The sequence below is a fragment of the Paenibacillus sp. S33 genome, from assembly GCF_053615415.1.
This window is the reverse complement of record NZ_JBSIEZ010000001.1, coordinates 3,296,008-3,316,468: the sequence shown is the minus strand read 5'-3', so window position 1 is coordinate 3,316,468 and position 20,461 is coordinate 3,296,008. Positions and strand designations below refer to the sequence as shown.

Below are 20,461 nucleotides of genomic sequence, written 5' to 3'. Positions count from 1 at the left end.
AAGTACATGTATCTTCGATTGCAATAGTCTTTACCATGAAAAAAGTTTGCATCTTGAAAGGGGATTAAACAACATGAGTGAAACCTACTCTATACCCAAGATAGGCCATGAACAGGAGCAGTCTCGCGAATCTCAGGATCAACGTAATCATAACGACAGTGGTGGAGGCAGGCAGCAGTCAGGCAAAATACATACGCCTCTCATTCCTTTTGCACTTGAGTTGGGTTTTTTTGCGGGTGTGCTCTGGGGATTGCTGCGCTGGCTGTTTTATAAGTTGCACTTTACGATAGTAGCGCCTGGGTTTCTCGCAGAGCCTTTTTTCAAGCATTCGTTTATGAACACCATGGCGGGGCACCTGGTAGGGCTACTGTTTTTTATTGCATTATCCGTCGTAGCTTCACTGGTGTACACTCTGTTGCTGCGCAGATTTAAGGGTCCTTTACCCGGAATTGTATATGGCCTGATTTGGTGGGTTGTTTTATTTGTATTAACAGGTCCTAAGCTAGGGATGATGAATCCTCCTAATCGGTTAACATGGAATTCCTTATATACGGAAATTTGTGTGTTTTTGCTGTGGGGACTATTTATCGGATATACTGTTGCTGTCGAGTATACGGATGAAAGAAAGCGCGAGCCTGAGAAAGCTGAGGGCTGAACGTAACAAAAACTTCTCAAGCGCCTATTCCCTGTGTTAAAATAGCATTTGGTTATTTGACAGAGGGGAGCGGAATGAAAGATGAAGAATGACCGGGTGTTAAAGCTGCGGCAGGCGCTGGGCGAGCATAATTTGCGGGCTATGCTAATTACTAGCCCTGTCAATCGTCGATATTTGACAGGCTTCACAGGTTCGGCGGGTTATGTGCTGATTACGGAATCCCATAGCTATTTGCTGACTGACTTTCGCTATATGACGCAAGCGACCGAACAAGCCGAAGGCTTCACGGTGGTGCAGCACGCTGCACAGGTCATGGAAACGGTGAAAGAATTGCTGTCTTCCCATCAGATCAGCGAAACAGGCTTCGAGCAAGATGCTGTAACTGTTGCGACGCATAAAGCTTATAGCGAAGATTTGTCACCTATTTCACTGGTTCCGGTGTCGGGCATTGTGGAGAAGTTAAGAGTGTACAAGGATGCAGAAGAGCTGGAAGTAATGCAGCGGGCAGCGGATTTGGCAGATGCTACATTTGCGCACATTTTACCTTACATCAAGCCAGGTGTCAGCGAGCGTGAGCTGGATCTGGAAATGGAATTCTTCATGCGCAAGCAGGGAGCTACATCCTCTTCATTTGACACAATTGTGGCTTCCGGGGTTCGTTCGGCATTGCCTCATGGCGTAGCCAGTGCTAAGTTAGTACAAGCAGGCGAGCTGATTACGTTTGATTTTGGTGCGTTGCTGGATGGCTACTGCTCCGATTTGACACGTACAGTGGCTACACAAGGGGATTTGGCGCCCCAGTTGCGCGAAATCTACGATATTGTACTTAAGGCGCAGCTTCACGCACTCGAACATATTAAGCCGGGCATGACAGGCCGTGAAGCGGATGCACTGACCCGGGATATTATTGCGAGCCATGGCTATGGAGACAATTTCGGGCATAGTACAGGTCATGGTCTGGGTCTTGAAGTACATGAATCTACACGTCTGTCGAAGGCGAGTGATGATATTCTGGAGCCGGGTATGGTGGTAACGGTCGAGCCAGGTATCTATGTCCCTGGATTGGGCGGTGTACGGATCGAGGATGATATCGTTATTACAGATAGCGGCATCAAAGTATTAACACATTCGAGCAAAGAATTTACAGTCGTTTAATAACGATAACAGTCCTGTAGGAGGGGTATTTTAGTGATTAACGTAAATGATTTTAAAACAGGTTTGACCGTCGAGGTAGACGGAGATATTTTTACGGTGCTGGATTTCCAACACGTAAAACCGGGTAAAGGTGCTGCATTCGTACGCTCCAAGTTGAAAAACTTGCGTAACGGTAACACCGTTGAACGTACATTCCGTGCGGGTGAAACGATCGGTCGGGCGCAAATCGAAAATCGTGGTGTGTCCTATCTGTACGCTAGTGCAGACGACCATACATTCATGGATAATGAAACATATGATCAATTCACATTGTCCAGCGATCAACTGAAATGGGAGCTTAACTTCCTGAAAGAAAACATGAATGTAAATATCGTCAGCTATAACGGCGAAATTCTGGGTATTAACCTGCCTACCAGTGTGGAACTGAAAGTAATCGAAACAGAGCCAGGCATTAAAGGTAATACGGCTACAGGTGCTACCAAAAATGCCAAACTGGAAACGGGTTTGAATGTTCAAGTTCCTTTGTTCATTAACCAAGATGACGTATTGTTGATTGATACACGTGACGGCAAATACATGTCTCGCGCATAAAATTTGCAACTTTTAGATTTCCTCTGTCCTTGTTAAGGGCAGGGGATATTTTTATAAGCACTAATATTAAAAAACATTGGCTCCACACAGCACTTTCGTATTATACTGTACTAAAGTTATGCCGCAGGATGTCACGTTCAGTCGTTTGGTGCCATCTCAAGGTTACATACTGTTGAGTCTGAGGGAGTGAATAACGTTGTCTTTGTATGTCATGAAATTCGGAGGCAGTTCCGTCGGTGACACGGAGCGCATGAAGCGCGTGGCAAAACGCGTTGTTGAGAAACAGAGTGAAGGGCATCAATGTGTAGTGGTCGTTTCCGCAATGGGAGACACGACAGACGAACTGATTGACCAGGCCAAATTGTTGAATGAGCAGTTGCCTGCACGTGAGTTGGATATGTTGATGACGACGGGTGAGCAAATTTCAATCGCCTTATTGTCGATGGCTATTCAGCAGTTGGGTCATGAAGCGGTATCGTTTACGGGATGGCAGGCTGGTTTCCGTACTGAATCTGACTTTGGTCGAGCACGGATTACGGATATTCAACCTCAGCGTGTGCTGGATGCACTGAGCAGCAACAAGATCGTTGTTGTAGCTGGTTTCCAAGGGATGTCTGCAGAGGGAGACATTACGACGCTGGGACGTGGTGGCTCTGATACGACGGCCGTTGCGCTGGCGGCGGCGATTCAAGCGGATGCCTGCGAAATTTACACGGATGTGGACGGTATATATTCAACAGATCCACGGATCGTGAAAGTTGCTCGTAAGCTAAAAGAAATTTCTTATGATGAAATGCTGGAATTAGCCAATCTGGGTGCAGCTGTATTGCATCCTCGTGCGGTAGAATATGCCAAACATAACCGGGTACCGCTGATTGTGCGGTCCAGTTTTAACCATAATGAAGGAACGGTCGTAAAGGAGGATGCAGTAATGGAACAGGGCGTTGTAGTCAGTGGGATTGCATATGATAAAAATGTAGCAAGAATCAGTATTTTGGGCGTCGCCGATATCCCCGGTGTACTGGCGAAAGTATTCGGAACACTGGCGGCAGCTAAAATTGATGTAGACATTATTGTACAGAGCGGGGTCGAAGCTGGTAAAGCAGATTTCTCCTTTACAGTAGCTCTGACGGATCGTGAAGCAGCACTGAAGACGCTGGAAGGTATTCGCGGAGAGCTTCCATACCGTGAAGTAACGTCTGAGGAAAATCTGGTGAAGGTATCCATTGTAGGTGCAGGAATGGTTAGCCATCCAGGTGTTGCTGCGCAAATGTTTGCCGTACTGGCAGAGCAAGGCGTTAGCATTAAAATGGTAAGCACATCTGAAATCAAAGTATCGTGTGTAATTGAAGCGGGTAAACTTCATGAGGTTATTCAGGCGCTGCATACAGCTTATAACCTGGACACCGAGGAGCAAGCGTTTGTGGGTGGACCGCAAGACCGTCGTTAATAACTGCAACGTGATCTAGCCACTGAATATGTCTAATGTGAACGATGCTATGACAGGTAAAGGTTGATACATTATAAGTCCTCTATTTATAGTTTGATAAATCATAGAATACAGCAGTAGGTTAAGAGGTTGTTCCATCAGTGAGAGTTAAACTGAGGGGCAGCCTCTTTTTTGCTGAATCTATCTTTTCTACCCAAGGGTATCCCTTAGCCGACAAGGCTTTGAGAGGCCCTTTTTTATTTGTGCGAATTAGAGAATGGTGCTTTAACAAGCGGGGGAAAGGTCTGTTGAGCGTTGGTAGGAGTTAGCAAAAGTTTGCCTAGGTTTTCAATATATTTTCGGCATAAAAAGCGAGAGTCAACCATAGACTTGTCTTAAAGAAAAAGGACAACTGTGAGGGGGCGGCATCGGTATGGAATGGCTGGAGTTATTTCCCGAACCGTTGCACGGTATACTCGGAAGGCTTCCGGAAACGGTATTTAAGCAACTGGAAGAAATCCGGGTCAGGGAAGGAAGGCCGTTGGAAATTAATGCAAATGGTGATCATCATTTTGTAACGTCTGCGGGTCGGCTGACTTTGAACCATGTAGAAGCCTATAAGCCTGACCGTGAGGATGCCCACCGACTGCTGGATTTTATCAGCAATCATTCCCTGTATACCATGGAAGAGGAGCTTCGTAAAGGGTTTATTACGATCCCTGGCGGTCATCGTATTGGCTTGGCAGGGAGAACCGTGCTCAACCGAGGACGAGTGGAACATTTGAGGGATATAAGCAGCTTTAATGTAAGAATTGCTCGTGCAATTCCCGGCATAGCTGATCGGATATTGCCTTATGTAGCAGATCGAATGTCCGGGAAAATCCGGCACACCCTCATTTTGTCCCCTCCTCAGTATGGCAAAACGACACTGCTTAGGGACTTGGCTCGGCAACTCAGTTACGGAGGGATGGAAAGCAATGGGGGGCGACGGAATGGACTCAAGGTAGGCATTATAGACGAACGCTCTGAGATCGCTGGCAGTCACAAAGGTATCCCCGGTTTTGATGTCGGACCTCGCACCGATGTATTGGACGGATGTCCGAAAGCAGAAGGCATGATGATGATGATCCGCTCGATGTCACCGGATGTCCTCATTGTTGATGAAATCGGACGACCGGAAGATGCGGAGGCGGTGCGCGAAGCGCTTCATGCAGGCATTGCAGTCATTGCTTCCGCACATGGTCGCGATGTGGCTGAAATGGCGACCCGGCCTGCTTTTGCTGGATTAACTACAGGGCAAGAGCTGTTTCAACTCTACGTCATGCTGGACCGGACGAGCCGGGGCGTCTCATTCCGGCTGGCAGATGCCAAGCAACGCAGGATTACACTGCCTGGAGAAGGGCAGAATGGGGGCATCTCCTATGCTTAAGTTGCTGGGTGCCGCCTTGGTTATACTGGCCGCTACGCTGGCAGGCTGGCAGCGGGCAAGGCAGTTTGCGATGAGGCCGCGGCAAATCAGGGAGTTGATTCTTGCGCTGCAAAGACTGACCACCGAGGTTTCCTACGGGGTGTCTCCGCTACCAGATGCTTTCGCCAAGACAGGAGAGCCCTTGCGAGAGCCGCTGCGCACTCTGTTTCAGCAAGCCTCACGCTGGATGCACCCTTCTTTTGGCCTGACTGCCAGAGAAAGCTTGCATAAAGCCATCGAAGACTCGTGGAGCCGTTCCTCTATGAAGCAAGCCGAGAAGGAAGCGATGCGGCAGCTTGCTTACAGTCTTGGAACCAGCGACCGTGAAGACCAGATCAAGCACATTGCGCTGACCATCCAGCAGTTATCCCATGAGGAAGCGCAGGCGCAGGCAGATCAGGTGAGGTACGAGCGTATGAGCAGGAGCCTGGGACTGCTGATCGGAGCATTGATCGTCATTTTGATCTATTAGCGGGGTGCTCGAATGAATTTAGAAGTGAATGCGATTTTCCAGATTGCCGGAATTGGCATTATTATCGCTATGATTCATACCGTATTAAAGCAAATGGGCAAAGAAGACATGGCCCACTGGGTAACGGTCATCGGTTTCGTCGTGGTCCTGTTCATGGTGGTGCGAATGCTGGATAACCTTCTGCAAGAGATCAAATCTATCTTTCTTTTTCAGTAGGTGGACACATGGAAATCATTCAGGTGGTGGGCTTCGCCCTCATTGCCACAGTCCTCATTTTAGTCATTAAGGAACAGAAGCCGATGTTTGCCTTTTTGATTGCAACAGCTGCGGGAATCATCATTTTTTTGCTGCTGATTGGCAAGATCGGATCTGTGGTTTCTGTACTGGAGCGACTGGCTCGGTCTTCGGGCATGGATATGATCTATTTTAAAACCGTATTGAAAATAATCGGTATCGCTTATATTGCTGAATTTGGAGCGCAAATCGTTCGGGATGCAGGACAAGACGGGATTGCTTCCAAAATTGAGCTTACCGGAAAGGTACTCATTATGGTGCTCGCAATCCCGATTATCAGCATTATTATTGATACCATTCTGAAGCTGATGCCCGCCTGAGGGGGTGATGCCATGAAAAGGCTAGGGGGCATGCCGAATCTCAAAGTAATTGCGATGTTGTTGCTATGTCTTTGGTGTGCCTCAGCTGCGGTCCTCTTTGCAGATACACCGACTAACGAATGGATCAGACAGCAGGCGGAGCAAATGCCCAAAGATGAAGTAGAACATTATTGGGACGGGCTCATGCAGGAATACGGCGGATTTTTCCCTGATCAGAAAACGCCTTCCTTCATGGACATGCTGCTTCCAGGCGGTGAAGGATTCAGCATAAAGGGTGTATTGAGCGCTATAGCTGATTTTTTCATCCATGAAATTCGAGTAAATGCCAAGTTGCTCGTCACCATCGTCATGCTCAGCATTATGAGTATGGTGCTGGAAACGCTGCAAAGCGCTTTTGAAAGCAAACAGGTCAGCAAAGTGGCCTATGCTATCGTATACATGGTCATTATCATTCTGGCGATTAATAGCTTTAGTGTAGCGATTGGTTATGCCAAAGAAGCGATTGATAGCATGATTCACTTCATGATGGCAATGTTGCCCTTGTTGTTTACCATGTTAGCCTCGATGGGGAACGTCGTAACAGTTTCGGTGACCCACCCGCTGATTGTATTTATGATCAACACAGTCGGAACTGTCATTCATACGCTGGTTTTCCCGCTACTGTTCTTCTCGGCTGTGCTGTACTTGGTCAACTCGCTGACGGGCAAATACAAACTGACCCAGCTAGCCGATCTGATGCGGAACGCTGGAGTAGCAGTGCTGGGAGTGCTGCTGACCATATTTCTGGGAGTCATTTCGGTACAAGGCTTGACTTCGTCAGTTACTGACGGATTAACGATCCGCACAGCCAAATATATTACGGGTAGCTTTGTTCCGGTGGTCGGCAAGGCGTTGGCAGATGCGACAGATACAGTCATTTCGGCTTCGCTGCTCGTTAAAAATGCCATTGGTCTGGTAGGAGTCATTATTATATTGTTCCTGTGTGCCTTTCCCGCCCTCAAGATTCTGACACTGGCTCTCATTTATAAAGTGACAGCAGCGATCATGCAGCCTTTGGGTGATACGCCTATCGTGGAATGTCTGGATGCAATCGGCAAGAGCATGATTTATGTTTTCGCGGCGCTGGCGGCAGTGGGATTAATGTCTTTCCTTGCGATTACAGTCATGCTCGCAGCAGGCAATATGACGGTCATGATGAGGTGAACCAATGCATGTAAACCAACAAGGGGGGAGGGGAGTGACGTGACCTGGCTGGGAGGCTGGCTTAAGGAACTGGTGCTCATCGTGTTGCTGGCTTCTTTTGTCGATATGATCTTACCGAGCCGATCTATGGAAAGGTATGTCAAACTCGTTCTCAGCCTGCTTATTTTGCTGACGTTGCTGTCTCCGGTCGTGCGCTTACTGAGTAGCAGCCCCTCCGAGGTTCTAGGGCGAGCATTGGATCTTCAACGTCAGGCTGAGACAGGCAAGAGGGAACCGACATTGGAGGAGATTTTAGCAAAAGGCAGCCAGTTGAAGCAACAGCAAGAACAAAGCTCCATGCAATGGGCCGGCAAAGAGGTAGCTAAGGAAATGAAAGGACAGTTGGAACAATATACTGGGTTAGCAATTCAGTCGGTCCAGGTTACCCTTGCAAAGATTCAACAGAAGGAATCGGAGCTGAAGGCAGGAACGGGTGTCCAGTCGGTAGTGGTCAAATTGGCAGAGCAGCAGCCAGAAAAAGAAAAGAACAACACAGACGTCTCGCCTGGTGCAGATGCCAAGCCGATAATGGTGGAGCCTGTAGCCGAAAAGACAGTGAATATTCGTGTGGAACCGACACATACAAAAAATTCAGAACTTAATGAAGGAACGCGAGAAGAAGATCGTAATCCTGATAAAACTGCTGAGGACGGAAAGCCAACGGATACGAAAGCTTTTGGCCTAATTACAGGACTTCTACGTGAAAAATGGGGGATAGACAGCAAAAATGTTCAGGTGGTTTCTTCGCAGGATGGAACACATGAATGGTAACAGGAGGTGAGCAGAAATGAGCAAATGGCTGAAAAAGCTGGAGCAATGGCTGGGTGGAGGGGCGGATGGGGCGAAAAGATTCAACTCATTTCGTTGGCTGCTTATACTTGGCCTTATCGGTGTAGCGATCATGCTTTTTAATTCATTCGTTAATGTGAAAAAGGTTGATCCAGAAAACGTAGGCCGTGAGCCGCCTGGCGTGATGAAAAATGAGCCTACGTTAGAGACAACAACAGGTGAAGAAAGTTCCTTTGCCGGGATCGAGAAGGTTTTTGAGGACAATATGAAACAGATGCTGGAGCAGATTGTTGGCGTAGGAACCGTCGATGTCATGGTTACGGTAGATTCCACCGAAGAAGTTATCGTTCAACGCAATGTAAAGGACATGCAGGAAGAGAACAACGAGACGGACGCCAATGGCGGACAACGGCACACTACTCAATATACACGTGATGGCGAGATTGTCACCTATGAGTCATCAGGTGGCCAGCACACCCCGATTGTGACAAAAAAAGTAAAACCGCAGGTGAGGGGAGTGCTTGTTGTGGCTATGGGGGCAGAAAACCCTACAGTGAAGCAGCTAATTGTCGATGCTGTACAGAAGGGACTAAATGTACCTTCCTACAAAATTTCAGTCGTACCGCGCAAACAGGGATAATTTGGGATTTAAGAACAAAGAAGTTTATATTTTAAACCATTAATGAATATGGAGGACGGAACATGAATAATAAAAGACAAACCGTTTGGCTGGTGTCCATGCTGAGTTTAATGGTCGTGCTGTCTGCGTATTATTTGTTTACGGAGGACTCAAGCCCTGCAAATCCACCAGTAGCCGATAGTGAGCAAGTGAGCAAGGTTAAGCAGGATGCCGCACAGGAAGCAACGACGAAGGCAGAGGAACAATTGAACGAACTGAAGGTAAATGAAGTAGTGACGAATGGAGAAGTAACTGATGGAGCATCAGCACCTTCCACAAAATCGGATACAGCTTCCACAACTGACCCAGCAACAGAAAACTCAAAAGGCGATAAAGATACGGCAGCTACCCCTACTACTGAACCAGCGACATCCGATCAAAACACAACTGCGACTAAGACGGACGCGACAGCACAAAGTGACGACAAAGCAGCCTCTACAGCCAAAACCGACCAGCAGGTACTGGATCAAGTGGCAACCGATCAAGCTGCCCAACCTACAGCAGCAGCTGTGATTGACAACTATTTGCTGGAACGGGACGTGGAAAATCAGAAGAAAAATGATGAACTGACTACCGCAATGAACGACAGCACACCAAAGAAAGCCGCGGAGGCTCAAAAGGAATTACATGTACTTGAAGATAAGCAGGCTAAAATTACTGGAATTGAAGAAGAGCTTCAGCAGCAGTTCGCCAATGCGGTCGTCCGTGAGGAAGATGCTGATAAATACAAAGTAGTGGTTCTGAGTGAAAAATTGGATGCTAAGCAAGCGGTAACAATTGTTGATAAAGTCATGAAGGAACTGAACGTAACGCAGGATAAGATCAGTGTCCAGTATGTTACACAATAAGACAAAAAACGCGAAAAAGCCCGGATTTCTGCATTATTCCGGGCTCTTTCTATTTTTAATGATTGTGATATAATACATAAAGCTGTTTCAACAATGTAATCAGCAACCGGCAAAATGCTGAAGGAGTGATTAATAGAGATGTTTAAATTAAGCGAGATTAAGGAATTGATCAAGCTGGTGGATGAAACGTCTGTGCATGAGCTTGAAATTGAAAATGAAGGAACTCGCCTGTTGATTCGAAAACCTGGCAAAAGCGAGATCGTTACGGTACAGGCTCCTGTGGCAACACCTACTTATGCAGTGGCACCACAAGCTGTTATTCCAAATCCACAAGTACAGTCCGATGTTGGACCTGCAACTGCTGGGGAACCGAGGGAATATGCAAGCAATCTACATAAAATCGTATCTCCGATGGTAGGCACTTTCTATAGTTCTTCATCCCCAGATACGGCTCCGTATGTGAGTATTGGCAGCAAAGTGGGCGAAAAAACAACGGTATGTATCATTGAAGCGATGAAGCTGATGAATGAGCTGGAAGCTGAAGTGAAGGGCGAAATTGTGGAAATTTTGGCCGAAAACGGACAGTTGGTCGAGTATGGCCAGCCATTGTTCCTTGTGAAACCGGAGTAAAGAGCTTGTTTGAACCCTCTTTTGAGGGTTCGGCAAGACTGCTCCCAGGGAGGTAAAGTCATGACATTTCAAAAAGTATTGATTGCAAATCGTGGAGAAATTGCGGTTCGTATCATTCGCGCGTGCCGCGAGATGAATATTTCGACAGTTGCCGTATATTCGGAAGCTGACAAGGATTCGTTACATGTGCGTCTCGCAGATGAGGCTTACTGTATCGGACCGACGCTATCTAAGGACAGCTACCTTAATTTTACGAACCTGATGAGCGTTGCTACATTGACTGAATGTGATGCCATTCATCCAGGTTACGGATTTTTGGCGGAAAACGCAGACTTCGCTGAAATTTGCGAATCGTGTAATATTACGTTTATTGGTCCTTCTCCTGAAGCCATTAACAAAATGGGAGATAAGGCCGTAGCCAAGCAGACCATGAAGGATGCCGGAGTTCCGGTTATTCCGGGTTCAGACGGGCTGGTTGAGGATTTGCAGGATGCGATCAGCATCGCACGTGATATTGGATATCCGGTAATTATCAAGGCTACAGCAGGTGGTGGAGGTAAAGGTATTCGTATCGCCGAAGATGAGGATAACCTTATTCAGCAAATCACTACCGCTCAGCAGGAGGCGCAAAAAGCATTTGGCAACGCGGGTGTGTACCTAGAAAAATATTTGACCGGTATGAAACATGTGGAAATACAGATCATAGCGGACAAGCATGGTAATGTTGCCCATTTGGGCGAACGGGACTGCTCTGTTCAGCGTCGTCGTCAGAAGTTGTTGGAGGAAGCACCATGTCCTGTTATATCCCAGGATGTCCGTGAAGAAATGGGTCAGGCAGCTGTTCGCGCAGCTTTGGCCGTTCAATACTCTGGTGCAGGTACTCTCGAATTTTTGCTCGGCCCGGACAATAATTTCTATTTCATGGAAATGAATACACGTATTCAGGTAGAACATCCCGTAACAGAAATGATTACCGGTGTAGACCTGATTAAGGAAATGATTTCTGTCGCTGAAGGACATCCGCTTTCCTTTACGCAGGAAGAAGTCACCATCAATGGTTGGGCGATAGAATGCCGTATTAACGCTGAGGACCCGGATCGCAATTTTATGCCTGCACCGGGTAAAATCGGATTTTATCTGCCTCCAGGCGGTCCTGGAGTACGGGTAGACAGCGCAGCATATCCAGGTTATAGCATTCCTCCTTATTATGACTCTATGATCGCCAAGCTGATTGTGTGGGCACCTACACGGCAAGATGCAATTGCCAAAATGAAGCGGGCTTTGTCTGAGTTTGCTATTGAGGGCATACCCACAACGATTTCTTTTCATCAGCGCTTGCTAGAGCATCCGACCTTTATTAGAGGCGATTTTGATATTAAATTTTTGGAGGAAAACGAAGTTTAATCGGTATATTTCCTCAGTTTGTCATAATGAACGCCAAATGATATAGTATGGATAATAAGTGAGCATGTCTGCTTTGAAATCCAAAGCTGGAATGAAACTTATTTTGACCGAAAGGTGTTGAAGGTATGAGCACAGTGCCAACCGAATTCGAACGTACAGAAATTGGGGAGATTCAAATCGCCCCAGAAGTTATTGAAGTCATTGCTGGACTGGCTACCGTTGAGGTACCAGGCGTAGCGGGAATGAGTGGCGGATTTGCTGGTGGGTTTGCCGAACTGCTAGGCCGCAAAAATTTATCTAAAGGTGTAAAAGTGGAAGTCGGACAGCGTGAAGCTGCTGTAGACGTCTCCGTCATTATTGAGTACGGTAACCGTCTGCCTGAGGTGGCTGCTGCTATTCAGCATAATGTTAAGCGTTCGATTGAGAACATGACAGGTCTTAACGTTGTTGAAGTGAACGTGCAAATTCATGATGTTCAATTCAAAAATGCCGAAAAAGTAGAAGAGCCGGAAGTGCTGGGCGCCGGACGGGTTAAATAGAGCGATACTTTGTACAAACCCCCGACCCTTATGGGTCGAGGGTTTACTCTAATTTAAGGAGGCTGTGCGTTTCGTGGCTAAAGTTATGGACAGACTTCTGCTGTTCTTGTACAGCTTAAGTATCGGAATTATTTCCATTCTCGCCATCCTCCTCCTGAGCGGGGCCATTCCGTATGTTTTAAGTATTGAGGATGAGCGAGTGGTGTGGTTTACCAGCCTGATTATTGCAGGGGTTCTGTTGTTATTGAGTCTTCGTTTTTTTTATATCTCTATTCGACGGAACCAAACCGTACAGCATTCTATTGATCAACGAACGGAATATGGTGACATTCAGATTTCAGTGGACACCATTGAAAATCTGTGCCTCAAAGCAGCTTCCCGATTTCGCGGGATGCAGGATTTGAAAGCACGCGTTCGCGTGTTGGAATCGGGACTTGATATTACGATTCGGGCGGTTGTAGACGGGGAAAGCTCCATTCCGGTGTTAACCTCCGAGGTACAAAAGGGGGTACACGATCATGTGGAAGAAATTACAGGAATTCCTGTGTCCAATGTGTCGGTGTACATCGCTAATGTTTCTCAGTCACCCAGCTTTAAGAGTCGTGTGGAATAGAGGTGATTTTCCCTGATGCCCTGGAAAGAAATATGGGGAAGTTACAAGGGCCGGATCATGGGGATCACGGCTGGTATTTTTTTCGGTTTTATTTATTTGTGGGCAGGCTTTTGGAATATGTTGTTCTTTGCATTGATGGTGTTCATCGGATATACGCTAGGAAGACGTAGCGATTCAGCGCTTGGTTCATTTCTCCCTTGGAAGGAATGGGGCGATTGGTTGTCGCAGCGTTGGCGTCCTTTTAAATGAACCCTGTGATACGTGTTCTCCAAAATAGAGCTGTAGCTTCTTTGCGCCCAACGTTTTGGAGGATGCGTTCACAGGTTTTTTTGTGGAAATTGGTTAGAATGAAAAATAGATATAGGCAAGCGTAGGAGGCAGGGCATGAAAAGACGTCTGGCGAGGGAATTAGCGGTACAGAGTATGTACCATATGGAAATGAATGAAGTGGATGCGGCAGCAGCCGTGGACATGTTGCTTCAGGAAGCCGCTGAGGAAAACGAAGCGGAAGTTGTCGTTAAAGACGCGGCAGTGTTAAGAGCGTATGTTTTAGAGCATGTGCGGGGTACTTGGGAGCACAAGGAAGCCATTGATGGGCTGTTGGTGGATTATCTTAAAGGCTGGCAGATCAGCAGACTTTCACGTGTAGATCGTCAAATTTTGAGACTTGCGGCATATGAGATGATTTTCCGTGAGGATGTTCCAGCCAAGGTAGCTGTTAATGAAGCGATTGAGTTGTCGAAGCACTTTGGTACCGAGGAATCCGGTAAATTTGTTAATGGTGTACTGGGACGAGTGATTCAAGAACTGGAGCAATTGAAAGCACGTTTTTAAGTAGAGACTACTGAATCAGGTTGGAGAGTGGTTAAACATGTCAGCACCGATCATTGATGGTAAACAAATCTCTCAGGATATTCGCGCAAGCATTCAACAAGAGGTCATTCGTCTGAAAGAGCACCGCTTTCAACCGGGACTGGCTGTTGTATTGGTAGGCGAAGATCCCGCTTCGCAGGTGTATGTTAAAAACAAGGAAAAGGCGTGCCATGATCTCGGCTATTACTCAGAGGTTCACCGGTTGTCAGCAGATACTTCTCAGGAAGCATTACTGAAACTAGTGGACAAGCTGAACCATCAAAGTACTATCCATGGGATTTTGGTTCAACTGCCGTTGCCAAAGCATATTCATGAAAAAGCTGTCATTGACGCGATTGCAGTGGAGAAGGATGTGGATGGATTCCATCCGGTAAACGTAGGGAATTTGGTCATCGGTGACGATAGTCTATTGCCTTGTACTCCTGCTGGAGTCATTGAGTTAATCAAGCGTGCTGGAGTGGAGATTGCTGGTAAACATGCGGTAGTTATTGGTCGCAGTAATATCGTAGGCAAGCCAGTGTCTTTATTGTTGCAACGTGAAAATGCTACGGTTACGATGTGCCACTCCCGTACAGCGAATATCGGGGATCTAAGTCGACAAGCGGATATCTTAGTCGTTGCGATCGGCAAAGCCAACTTTATTGATGCTTCGTTCGTGAAGCCCGGAGCGGTTGTGATAGATGTGGGGATGAACCGTCTGGAGAACGGAAAGCTGACGGGGGACGTTGATTTTGAGAGCGTGAAGCAAGTGTCTGGTCCGATTACGCCTGTTCCCGGCGGAGTAGGCCCGATGACGATTACGATGCTGATGCAAAATACGCTTGTAGCGGCCAAGCGGTCGCACGGTTTGGCATAAGGGCAGCTGCCTATGGCTGAACAACGTATTTACTCTATAAAGGACCTGAATCGTTATATCCGGATGAAACTGGAATCGGATCAGGTGCTGTCTGATGTATGGATACGCGGGGAAATTTCTAATTTTACGCATCATTCGAGTGGTCACATGTACTTTACGCTCAAGGATGAGGGGAGCCGTATACGTTCGATTATGTTTGCAACCCATAATCAGCGGCTTCCCTTCGTACCGAAAGAAGGTACGCGTGTTATTGCCCGGGGAAACGTATCCGTGTACGAACGAGATGGACAATATCAGTTTTATGCGACTCAAATGCAGCCTGATGGTATAGGAAGCCTTTATTTGGCTTACGAACAGCTCAAGCAAAAGCTGGATGCAGAGGGACTGTTTGATACTGCTCGTAAGCGTAATCTCCCTGCCCATCCGGCAACCATTGGCGTGATTACGTCACCGACCGGAGCGGCTGTGCGTGATATTATTACGACCCTTCAACGGCGATACCCGCAGGCTGGAATTGTGTTGTATCCTGTGCTTGTACAAGGAAAAGGAGCCGCACCCTCGATCGTCAAGGCAATTGAAGCTATGAATCGTATGCAAGAGGTTCAGGTGATGATCGTCGGACGAGGAGGTGGCTCGTTGGAAGAACTGTGGGCGTTTAATGAGGAAGCGGTTGCGCGCGCCATTTACGCATCGGTCATTCCGGTTATTTCGGCAGTTGGACACGAAACGGATTTTACCATTGCCGATTTTGTGGCTGACTTGCGTGCAGCAACGCCAACCGCAGCAGCTGAGTTGGCTGTGCCTAATCAGGCAGAGCTACGGGATCAGCTGCTCCAGCGTGAGCACCGCCTGCGTAACGGCCTCCGGCAGCGGCTGGAAACCAGCCGTGAACGCTTGGTGAGGCTTCAGCGTTCACCAGTCCTGCTGCACCCACGCCGCTATATGCTACAGCATGCAGAGCGAATGGACATGCTGCATCAGCGGCTAATCCGCGCAGTGGGTAACCGTTCACGCTTAAACGCAGAAAAGAATGCACGTATGCGTCAGGTGCTAGAGCGGTTTAATCCGCGTGAACAAATTCGTTCTGCACGCAAGCAGACGGATATGGCGCAACGTCAGCTGGAGTCTGCGATGCGTGCTATTACGAAAACGGGACGGCAGCAGTTGCACACGGGAATCCGTCAGTTGGATGCGCTGAGCCCACTCAAAGTCATGGCCCGAGGCTATAGCTTGGTATACGATGAGCAGGAGAAACGGCTGATTAAGTCGCTCAAAGACGTACAGCCGGGAGATTCCATCAAGATTAAAGTGAGTGATGGGCAGTTGGACTGCCAAGTATGGGGAATGAAGGAGGACGCGAAGCACGGTGGCGAATGAAACGGAATTGAATTTTGAAGCGGCTATGGCCGCTCTTGAAGAAATTGTCGGACAACTGGAGCATGGAGACGTTCCTCTGGAGCAAGCCATTGATTTGTTCCAGCGGGGGATGAAGCTGTCTCAGCTTTGCAGTCAAAAGCTGGAGCAGGTTGAACGTAAAATTGAAATGATCGTGGAAGAGGATGGAGATTTGCGCAAAAAGCCTTTTGGCGGCGGATTAGATGAAAACGGCGGTGAAGGGCTTGAATAGACCGTCGTTCAAGGAATATTTGACCGGGACGGCGGATGCGGTTTCGTCTGCACTGACCGAGCAGTTCCCGGCCGATTGGAACATTCCCGATGTTCTTCGAGAATCTATGAATTATTCACTCACCGCAGGCGGAAAACGGCTGCGGCCTCTGCTTGTGATCGCTGCTGCTGAAGCATTCGGTGGAAGCAGGGAAGCTGCGTTGCCAGTGGCATGTGCAGTAGAAATGGTACATACGTACTCTCTCATTCATGACGACTTGCCAGCCATGGATGATGATGATTATCGGCGAGGTAAGCTGACGAATCATAAGGTATACGGCGAGGCGGTTGCCGTCCTTGCGGGTGATGCTTTGTTGACCCATGCCTTTTACAGCATTGTGCAAGCAGGACGACGTCACGGTGTTTCATCCGATTCGCTGTTGTCCATTGTTGAGGATTTGTCCGAAATGAGTGGCGCGCGGGGCATGGTAGGCGGACAGGTCGCCGATATGTCAGGCGAGCAAGGAATGACGGGGATCGAGGAACTGGAATATATCCATCTTCATAAAACTGCTGATTTGATTATTTTCTCGCTCTTGGCAGGTGGACGGATTGGTGGGGCGGACAAGAGTCAATTAGAGGCGCTTCGCCGCTTTGGACGAGACTTGGGGCTGGCTTTTCAGATACAGGACGATATACTGGACCTCATAGGCGATGAGAGCAAAATGGGTAAGAAAACGCAAAGTGATGTTGAGCAGGAGAAGGTTACCTATCCGTATTTCATTGGTATGGACGCATCTTTGCGGCAGGTGGAGGAACTCACCGCATCTGCTAAAAAAGTGATAACAGAGAGCGGTATTCCCGATTCTTCTCGTTTGCTGGAGATAGCGGATTACCTGATGAAGCGTGATCATTAGTTGCGTTAGAGCTGTTTTGACTTGTCTGCGTTTAAGCACAGTTAAAAAGTGTGATATAATACTTGTTAACTTTACACACAAACTTGAAGGAAAGCGGGGAGATATGCGTGCTGCTTCCACACATAAAGCAACCAGGCGATCTGAAATCACTGTCGGTTGAGGAGTTGGCTTCTCTAGCCGAGGAAATCAGGAGCTTTTTGATTGAGAAGCTGTCCGTGACTGGGGGGCATCTGGCATCGAATCTGGGAGTGGTTGAGCTCACGATCGCCCTGCATTATTGCTATAACAGTCCAAAGGACAAGATGATTTATGACGTTGGGCACCAAGCCTACGTACACAAAATATTGACAGGGCGAATGGACCGTTTTGATACACTTCGTCAGCGTGATGGACTTTGTGGTTTTGTAAAAAGAAGTGAGAGCGAGCATGATGTTTGGGAAGCCGGTCATAGCAGCACTTCTCTGTCGGCGGCAATGGGAATGGCCTTGGCTCGAGATTTGAAGGGCGAGGACAATAAAGTCATTGCAATGATCGGAGACGGCGCGTTGACTGGGGGGATGGCCTTCGAAGCGTTGAATCATATCGGTCATGAGCGCAAAAATTTAATGGTCATTCTGAATGACAACGAAATGTCCATAGCACCTAATGTAGGGGCCATGCATAATTATTTGAGTAAAATCCGCTCGGATCGTCATTATTTGCGAGCAAAAGATGAGCTGGAAGTTTTGCTGAAAAAAATACCCGCGATCGGCGGTAAACTTGCCAAATCGGCTGGCCGTGTCAAGGACAGTCTTAAATATATGATGGTGCCTGGTGTACTGTTTGAGGAACTGGGACTTACGTATCTCGGTCCAGTGGACGGACATGATTTGCCGAAGCTAATCGAAACCTTCCAGCAGGCTGATAATGTCACTGGCCCTGTATTGGTGCATGTCGTAACCACCAAGGGCAAGGGCTATAAACCTGCGGAAGCAGATTCACACAAATGGCATGGAATCAGTCCCTACAAAATTGAATCGGGTCAGGTACTCAAAGCTGTAGGTAATCCGATGTATACGGAAATTTTCGGTCGAACGTTGATTGAGCTGGCTGAGCAGGATGAGCGCATCGTTGCGGTTACACCCGCTATGCCTGGCGGATCAGGTTTGGTACCGTTTAGTAAAGAGTTTCCTAGCCGTATGGTTGACGTCGGCATTGCTGAACAGCATGCAGCTACCATGTGTGCTGCGTTGGCAATGGAAGGGATGAAGCCGGTGTTTGCGGTGTATTCCACTTTTATGCAGCGTGCTTATGACCAGATTGTGCATGATATCTGTCGTCATAATGCGAACGTAATGTTTGCGATTGACCGTGCAGGTTTTGTTGGGGCTGACGGGGAAACTCATCATGGCGTGTTTGATGTGGCATTCTTGCGTCATATCCCCAATCTTGTGCTTATGATGCCAAAGGATGAGAACGAGCTACGCCATATGATGAAAACAGCGCTCGACTATGAAGATGGTCCAATTGCTTATCGTTACCCGCGTGTTAATGTGGTTGGCGTGCCGATGGATAAAGAATTACAGGCTATTCCCATCGGCAGTTGGGAGCTCCTGCGTAAAGGCGAGGGCTTTGCTGTAATCGCATCAGGACCGATGCTCCAGGTGGCGACAGAGGCTGCGGAGGCGATGAAACGGGAAGGTTTGCAAGTGGGCGTCGTGAATGCCCGTTTCCTGAAGCCTTTGGACGAGGATATGTTGCGTGAGCTGGCTCGTCAGCATACGAAGCTGATCGTATTGGAAGAAGCTTCTGAAGCAGGAAGCTTGGGTAGCGCTGTACTGGAATTCTACGCTAAAGCCGAAATACAAGAGGCACAGGTGCGCCTAATGGGGATTCCCGATCTGTTCGTGGAGCATGGCTCCATCAAAGAGCAGCGTGCTGAAGTAGGTCTTACCATTGAGGATGTATGCTTAAAGCTGCGTAAATGGGCTGCTGAACCAGCATATGGCATGGGACAATCCGTATAGGGTAACTTGAAGTGAAGACCATGACGTTTATAAAAAGTATGACAAGAGCAGCCTGGCTGCCTAAAGGGAGATTAACATGTCTGTTCCGAAGGAACGCATTGATGTATTACTTGTAGAACAAGGCTTTTTTGAAAGCCGTGAAAAAGCTAAAGCTGCGATTATGGCTGGGCTAGTGCTGGCGGACAGCGAACGGATCGAGAAGGCGGGGATGAAGGTACCACGCGCTAGCGAGCTTAAAGTTAAGGGTTCGGTGCATCCGTATGTAAGCCGTGGAGGATTGAAGCTGGAGAAGGCCATCCGTCAATTTGAGCTGGATATGAAGGGCAGGACAATGCTGGATATTGGCTCGTCCACTGGAGGTTTTACGGATTGTGCGCTTCAGCATGGAGCTGAATACGTATACGCCATTGATGTGGGTTATAACCAGCTGGATTGGTCCCTTCGTAATGATGAACGAGTATGCGTAATGGAGAAAACGAATTTCAGATATATGACACCCGCGGATTTGAATGGTTCCGTGCCGAATTTCGCTAGTATTGACGTTTCCTTTATTTCATTACGTATTATTTTGCCCCCGTTGCTTGCCTTGTTGCATCAACCTGCTGATATTGTAGCTCTAATCAAGCCGCAATTCGAAGCTGGACGCGAAAAGGTCGGAAAATCCGGTGTGGTCCGTGATCCTGCTACGCATAAAGAAGTGTTGCAGACCATTCTGATGTTTGCACATGAGCTTGGACTTACGCTGCAAGGTTTGGCTTATTCGCCTATTACAGGTGGAGAAGGCAATATTGAATTTTTAGCGCATTGGCGTTTGGATGGGCTTCCTGCTGCAGAATCGCAGCTGGAGAAGATGGATTTCAGACCACTGATTGAACGTACCGTTCAGGAAGCAGGTCAGACTTTTAATAATGGTCCATCGCGTAAGTAACATTCAGGGGTTCTCCATGAGTTCTGTGAACTTAAGGGAACCTCTTTTTGGTGTGAGGGATTGATTATAGAACTCACGTTCGCCTATAATGAGATGTACAAAGGAAAAGGGATTTTACATCTTGTCCTAGAATATGTCCATGAGGTGA

24 protein-coding genes are annotated in these 20,461 nt (G+C 47.7%); all 24 read left to right on the top strand.

The genetic code is table 11. The features are described from left to right. Positions 1–73 precede the first annotated feature (73 nt). The 24 genes from ACWGXJ_RS15325 (at position 74) to ACWGXJ_RS15210 (ending at position 20,313) form a co-directional block, all read left to right on the top strand. Positions 74–655 carry a YqhR family membrane protein gene (locus ACWGXJ_RS15325; RefSeq protein ID WP_452567092.1) on the top strand — a complete coding sequence of 194 codons (582 nt, stop codon included), beginning with the start codon at positions 74–76 and terminating at the stop codon, positions 653–655. 81 nt (positions 656–736) lie between these two features. After that, positions 737–1,810 (top strand): M24 family metallopeptidase, encoded by a 1,074-nt coding sequence (locus ACWGXJ_RS15320; protein WP_061829060.1) that lies wholly within the window; start codon positions 737–739, stop codon positions 1,808–1,810. A 33-nt stretch (positions 1,811–1,843) separates the two neighbouring features. Further along, entirely contained in the window at positions 1,844–2,401 is a 558-nt protein-coding gene (gene efp, locus ACWGXJ_RS15315) for an elongation factor P (protein WP_029517249.1), read from the top strand. Between the two features lie 196 nt (positions 2,402–2,597). Further along, the gene (locus ACWGXJ_RS15310; RefSeq protein WP_028540593.1) at positions 2,598–3,851 is read left to right on the top strand and encodes an aspartate kinase; all 1,254 of its coding nucleotides are present in this window, start codon (positions 2,598–2,600) and stop codon (positions 3,849–3,851) included. 412 nt (positions 3,852–4,263) lie between these two features. Beyond that, a complete protein-coding gene (gene spoIIIAA, locus ACWGXJ_RS15305; protein ID WP_452567091.1) occupies positions 4,264–5,259 on the top strand; it encodes a stage III sporulation protein AA in 996 nt (331 codons plus the stop codon). After that, positions 5,252–5,770, top strand: coding sequence for a stage III sporulation protein SpoIIIAB (gene spoIIIAB, locus ACWGXJ_RS15300; RefSeq protein ID WP_029517252.1), 519 nt, complete (start codon positions 5,252–5,254; stop codon positions 5,768–5,770). Before spoIIIAA ends, spoIIIAB begins: the two co-directional genes overlap by 8 nt. A gap of 12 nt (positions 5,771–5,782) precedes the next feature. Next, positions 5,783–5,986, top strand: a complete 204-nt coding sequence (gene spoIIIAC, locus ACWGXJ_RS15295) for a stage III sporulation protein AC (protein WP_010345636.1) — start codon at positions 5,783–5,785, stop codon at positions 5,984–5,986. 8 nt (positions 5,987–5,994) lie between these two features. Continuing rightward, positions 5,995–6,384 (top strand): stage III sporulation protein AD, encoded by a 390-nt coding sequence (spoIIIAD, locus tag ACWGXJ_RS15290; RefSeq protein ID WP_452567090.1) that lies wholly within the window; start codon positions 5,995–5,997, stop codon positions 6,382–6,384. 12 nt (positions 6,385–6,396) lie between these two features. Then, on the top strand, positions 6,397–7,587 hold the full coding sequence (spoIIIAE, locus tag ACWGXJ_RS15285) for a stage III sporulation protein AE (protein WP_039270939.1): 1,191 nt from the start codon (positions 6,397–6,399) through the stop codon (positions 7,585–7,587). Positions 7,588–7,626: 39 nt separating this feature from the next. Continuing rightward, positions 7,627–8,397 (top strand): stage III sporulation protein AF, encoded by a 771-nt coding sequence (gene spoIIIAF / locus ACWGXJ_RS15280; protein WP_452567089.1) that lies wholly within the window; start codon positions 7,627–7,629, stop codon positions 8,395–8,397. Between the two features lie 16 nt (positions 8,398–8,413). Continuing rightward, positions 8,414–9,055, top strand: coding sequence for a stage III sporulation protein AG (spoIIIAG, locus tag ACWGXJ_RS15275; protein WP_029517255.1), 642 nt, complete (start codon positions 8,414–8,416; stop codon positions 9,053–9,055). Between the two features lie 62 nt (positions 9,056–9,117). Beyond that, the gene (locus tag ACWGXJ_RS15270) at positions 9,118–9,942 is read left to right on the top strand and encodes a SpoIIIAH-like family protein (protein WP_452567088.1); all 825 of its coding nucleotides are present in this window, start codon (positions 9,118–9,120) and stop codon (positions 9,940–9,942) included. Positions 9,943–10,080: 138 nt separating this feature from the next. Next, positions 10,081–10,572 carry an acetyl-CoA carboxylase biotin carboxyl carrier protein gene (gene accB, locus ACWGXJ_RS15265; protein WP_039270944.1) on the top strand — a complete coding sequence of 164 codons (492 nt, stop codon included), beginning with the start codon at positions 10,081–10,083 and terminating at the stop codon, positions 10,570–10,572. Between the two features lie 60 nt (positions 10,573–10,632). Next, positions 10,633–11,976: an acetyl-CoA carboxylase biotin carboxylase subunit gene (gene accC, locus ACWGXJ_RS15260; protein ID WP_039270945.1), complete on the top strand. Its 1,344-nt coding sequence runs from the start codon at positions 10,633–10,635 to the stop codon at positions 11,974–11,976. Positions 11,977–12,101: 125 nt separating this feature from the next. Next, positions 12,102–12,515 (top strand): Asp23/Gls24 family envelope stress response protein, encoded by a 414-nt coding sequence (locus tag ACWGXJ_RS15255; protein ID WP_013310820.1) that lies wholly within the window; start codon positions 12,102–12,104, stop codon positions 12,513–12,515. A gap of 73 nt (positions 12,516–12,588) precedes the next feature. Next, complete coding sequence (gene amaP / locus ACWGXJ_RS15250; protein WP_013310819.1) at positions 12,589–13,128, top strand: alkaline shock response membrane anchor protein AmaP; 540 nt, start codon at positions 12,589–12,591, stop codon at positions 13,126–13,128. A gap of 15 nt (positions 13,129–13,143) precedes the next feature. Then, the gene (locus tag ACWGXJ_RS15245; protein ID WP_023989248.1) at positions 13,144–13,377 is read left to right on the top strand and encodes a DUF2273 domain-containing protein; all 234 of its coding nucleotides are present in this window, start codon (positions 13,144–13,146) and stop codon (positions 13,375–13,377) included. Between the two features lie 135 nt (positions 13,378–13,512). Next, on the top strand, positions 13,513–13,962 hold the full coding sequence (gene nusB / locus ACWGXJ_RS15240) for a transcription antitermination factor NusB (RefSeq protein WP_039270947.1): 450 nt from the start codon (positions 13,513–13,515) through the stop codon (positions 13,960–13,962). 37 nt (positions 13,963–13,999) lie between these two features. Next, on the top strand, positions 14,000–14,857 hold the full coding sequence (folD, locus tag ACWGXJ_RS15235) for a bifunctional methylenetetrahydrofolate dehydrogenase/methenyltetrahydrofolate cyclohydrolase FolD (RefSeq protein ID WP_452567087.1): 858 nt from the start codon (positions 14,000–14,002) through the stop codon (positions 14,855–14,857). Positions 14,858–14,869: 12 nt separating this feature from the next. Then, positions 14,870–16,234, top strand: coding sequence for an exodeoxyribonuclease VII large subunit (xseA, locus tag ACWGXJ_RS15230; RefSeq protein ID WP_039270951.1), 1,365 nt, complete (start codon positions 14,870–14,872; stop codon positions 16,232–16,234). Continuing rightward, on the top strand, positions 16,224–16,484 hold the full coding sequence (xseB, locus tag ACWGXJ_RS15225) for an exodeoxyribonuclease VII small subunit (protein ID WP_013310814.1): 261 nt from the start codon (positions 16,224–16,226) through the stop codon (positions 16,482–16,484). Before xseA ends, xseB begins: the two co-directional genes overlap by 11 nt. Then, positions 16,456–17,379: a polyprenyl synthetase family protein gene (locus ACWGXJ_RS15220; protein WP_254325377.1), complete on the top strand. Its 924-nt coding sequence runs from the start codon at positions 16,456–16,458 to the stop codon at positions 17,377–17,379. The genes xseB and ACWGXJ_RS15220 overlap by 29 nt, the downstream gene beginning before the upstream one ends. 107 nt (positions 17,380–17,486) lie before the next feature. Beyond that, on the top strand, positions 17,487–19,385 hold the full coding sequence (dxs, locus tag ACWGXJ_RS15215) for a 1-deoxy-D-xylulose-5-phosphate synthase (protein ID WP_452567086.1): 1,899 nt from the start codon (positions 17,487–17,489) through the stop codon (positions 19,383–19,385). Positions 19,386–19,461: 76 nt separating this feature from the next. After that, on the top strand, positions 19,462–20,313 hold the full coding sequence (locus ACWGXJ_RS15210) for a TlyA family RNA methyltransferase (protein WP_023989243.1): 852 nt from the start codon (positions 19,462–19,464) through the stop codon (positions 20,311–20,313). The last annotated feature ends 148 nt before the right edge of the window (positions 20,314–20,461 follow it).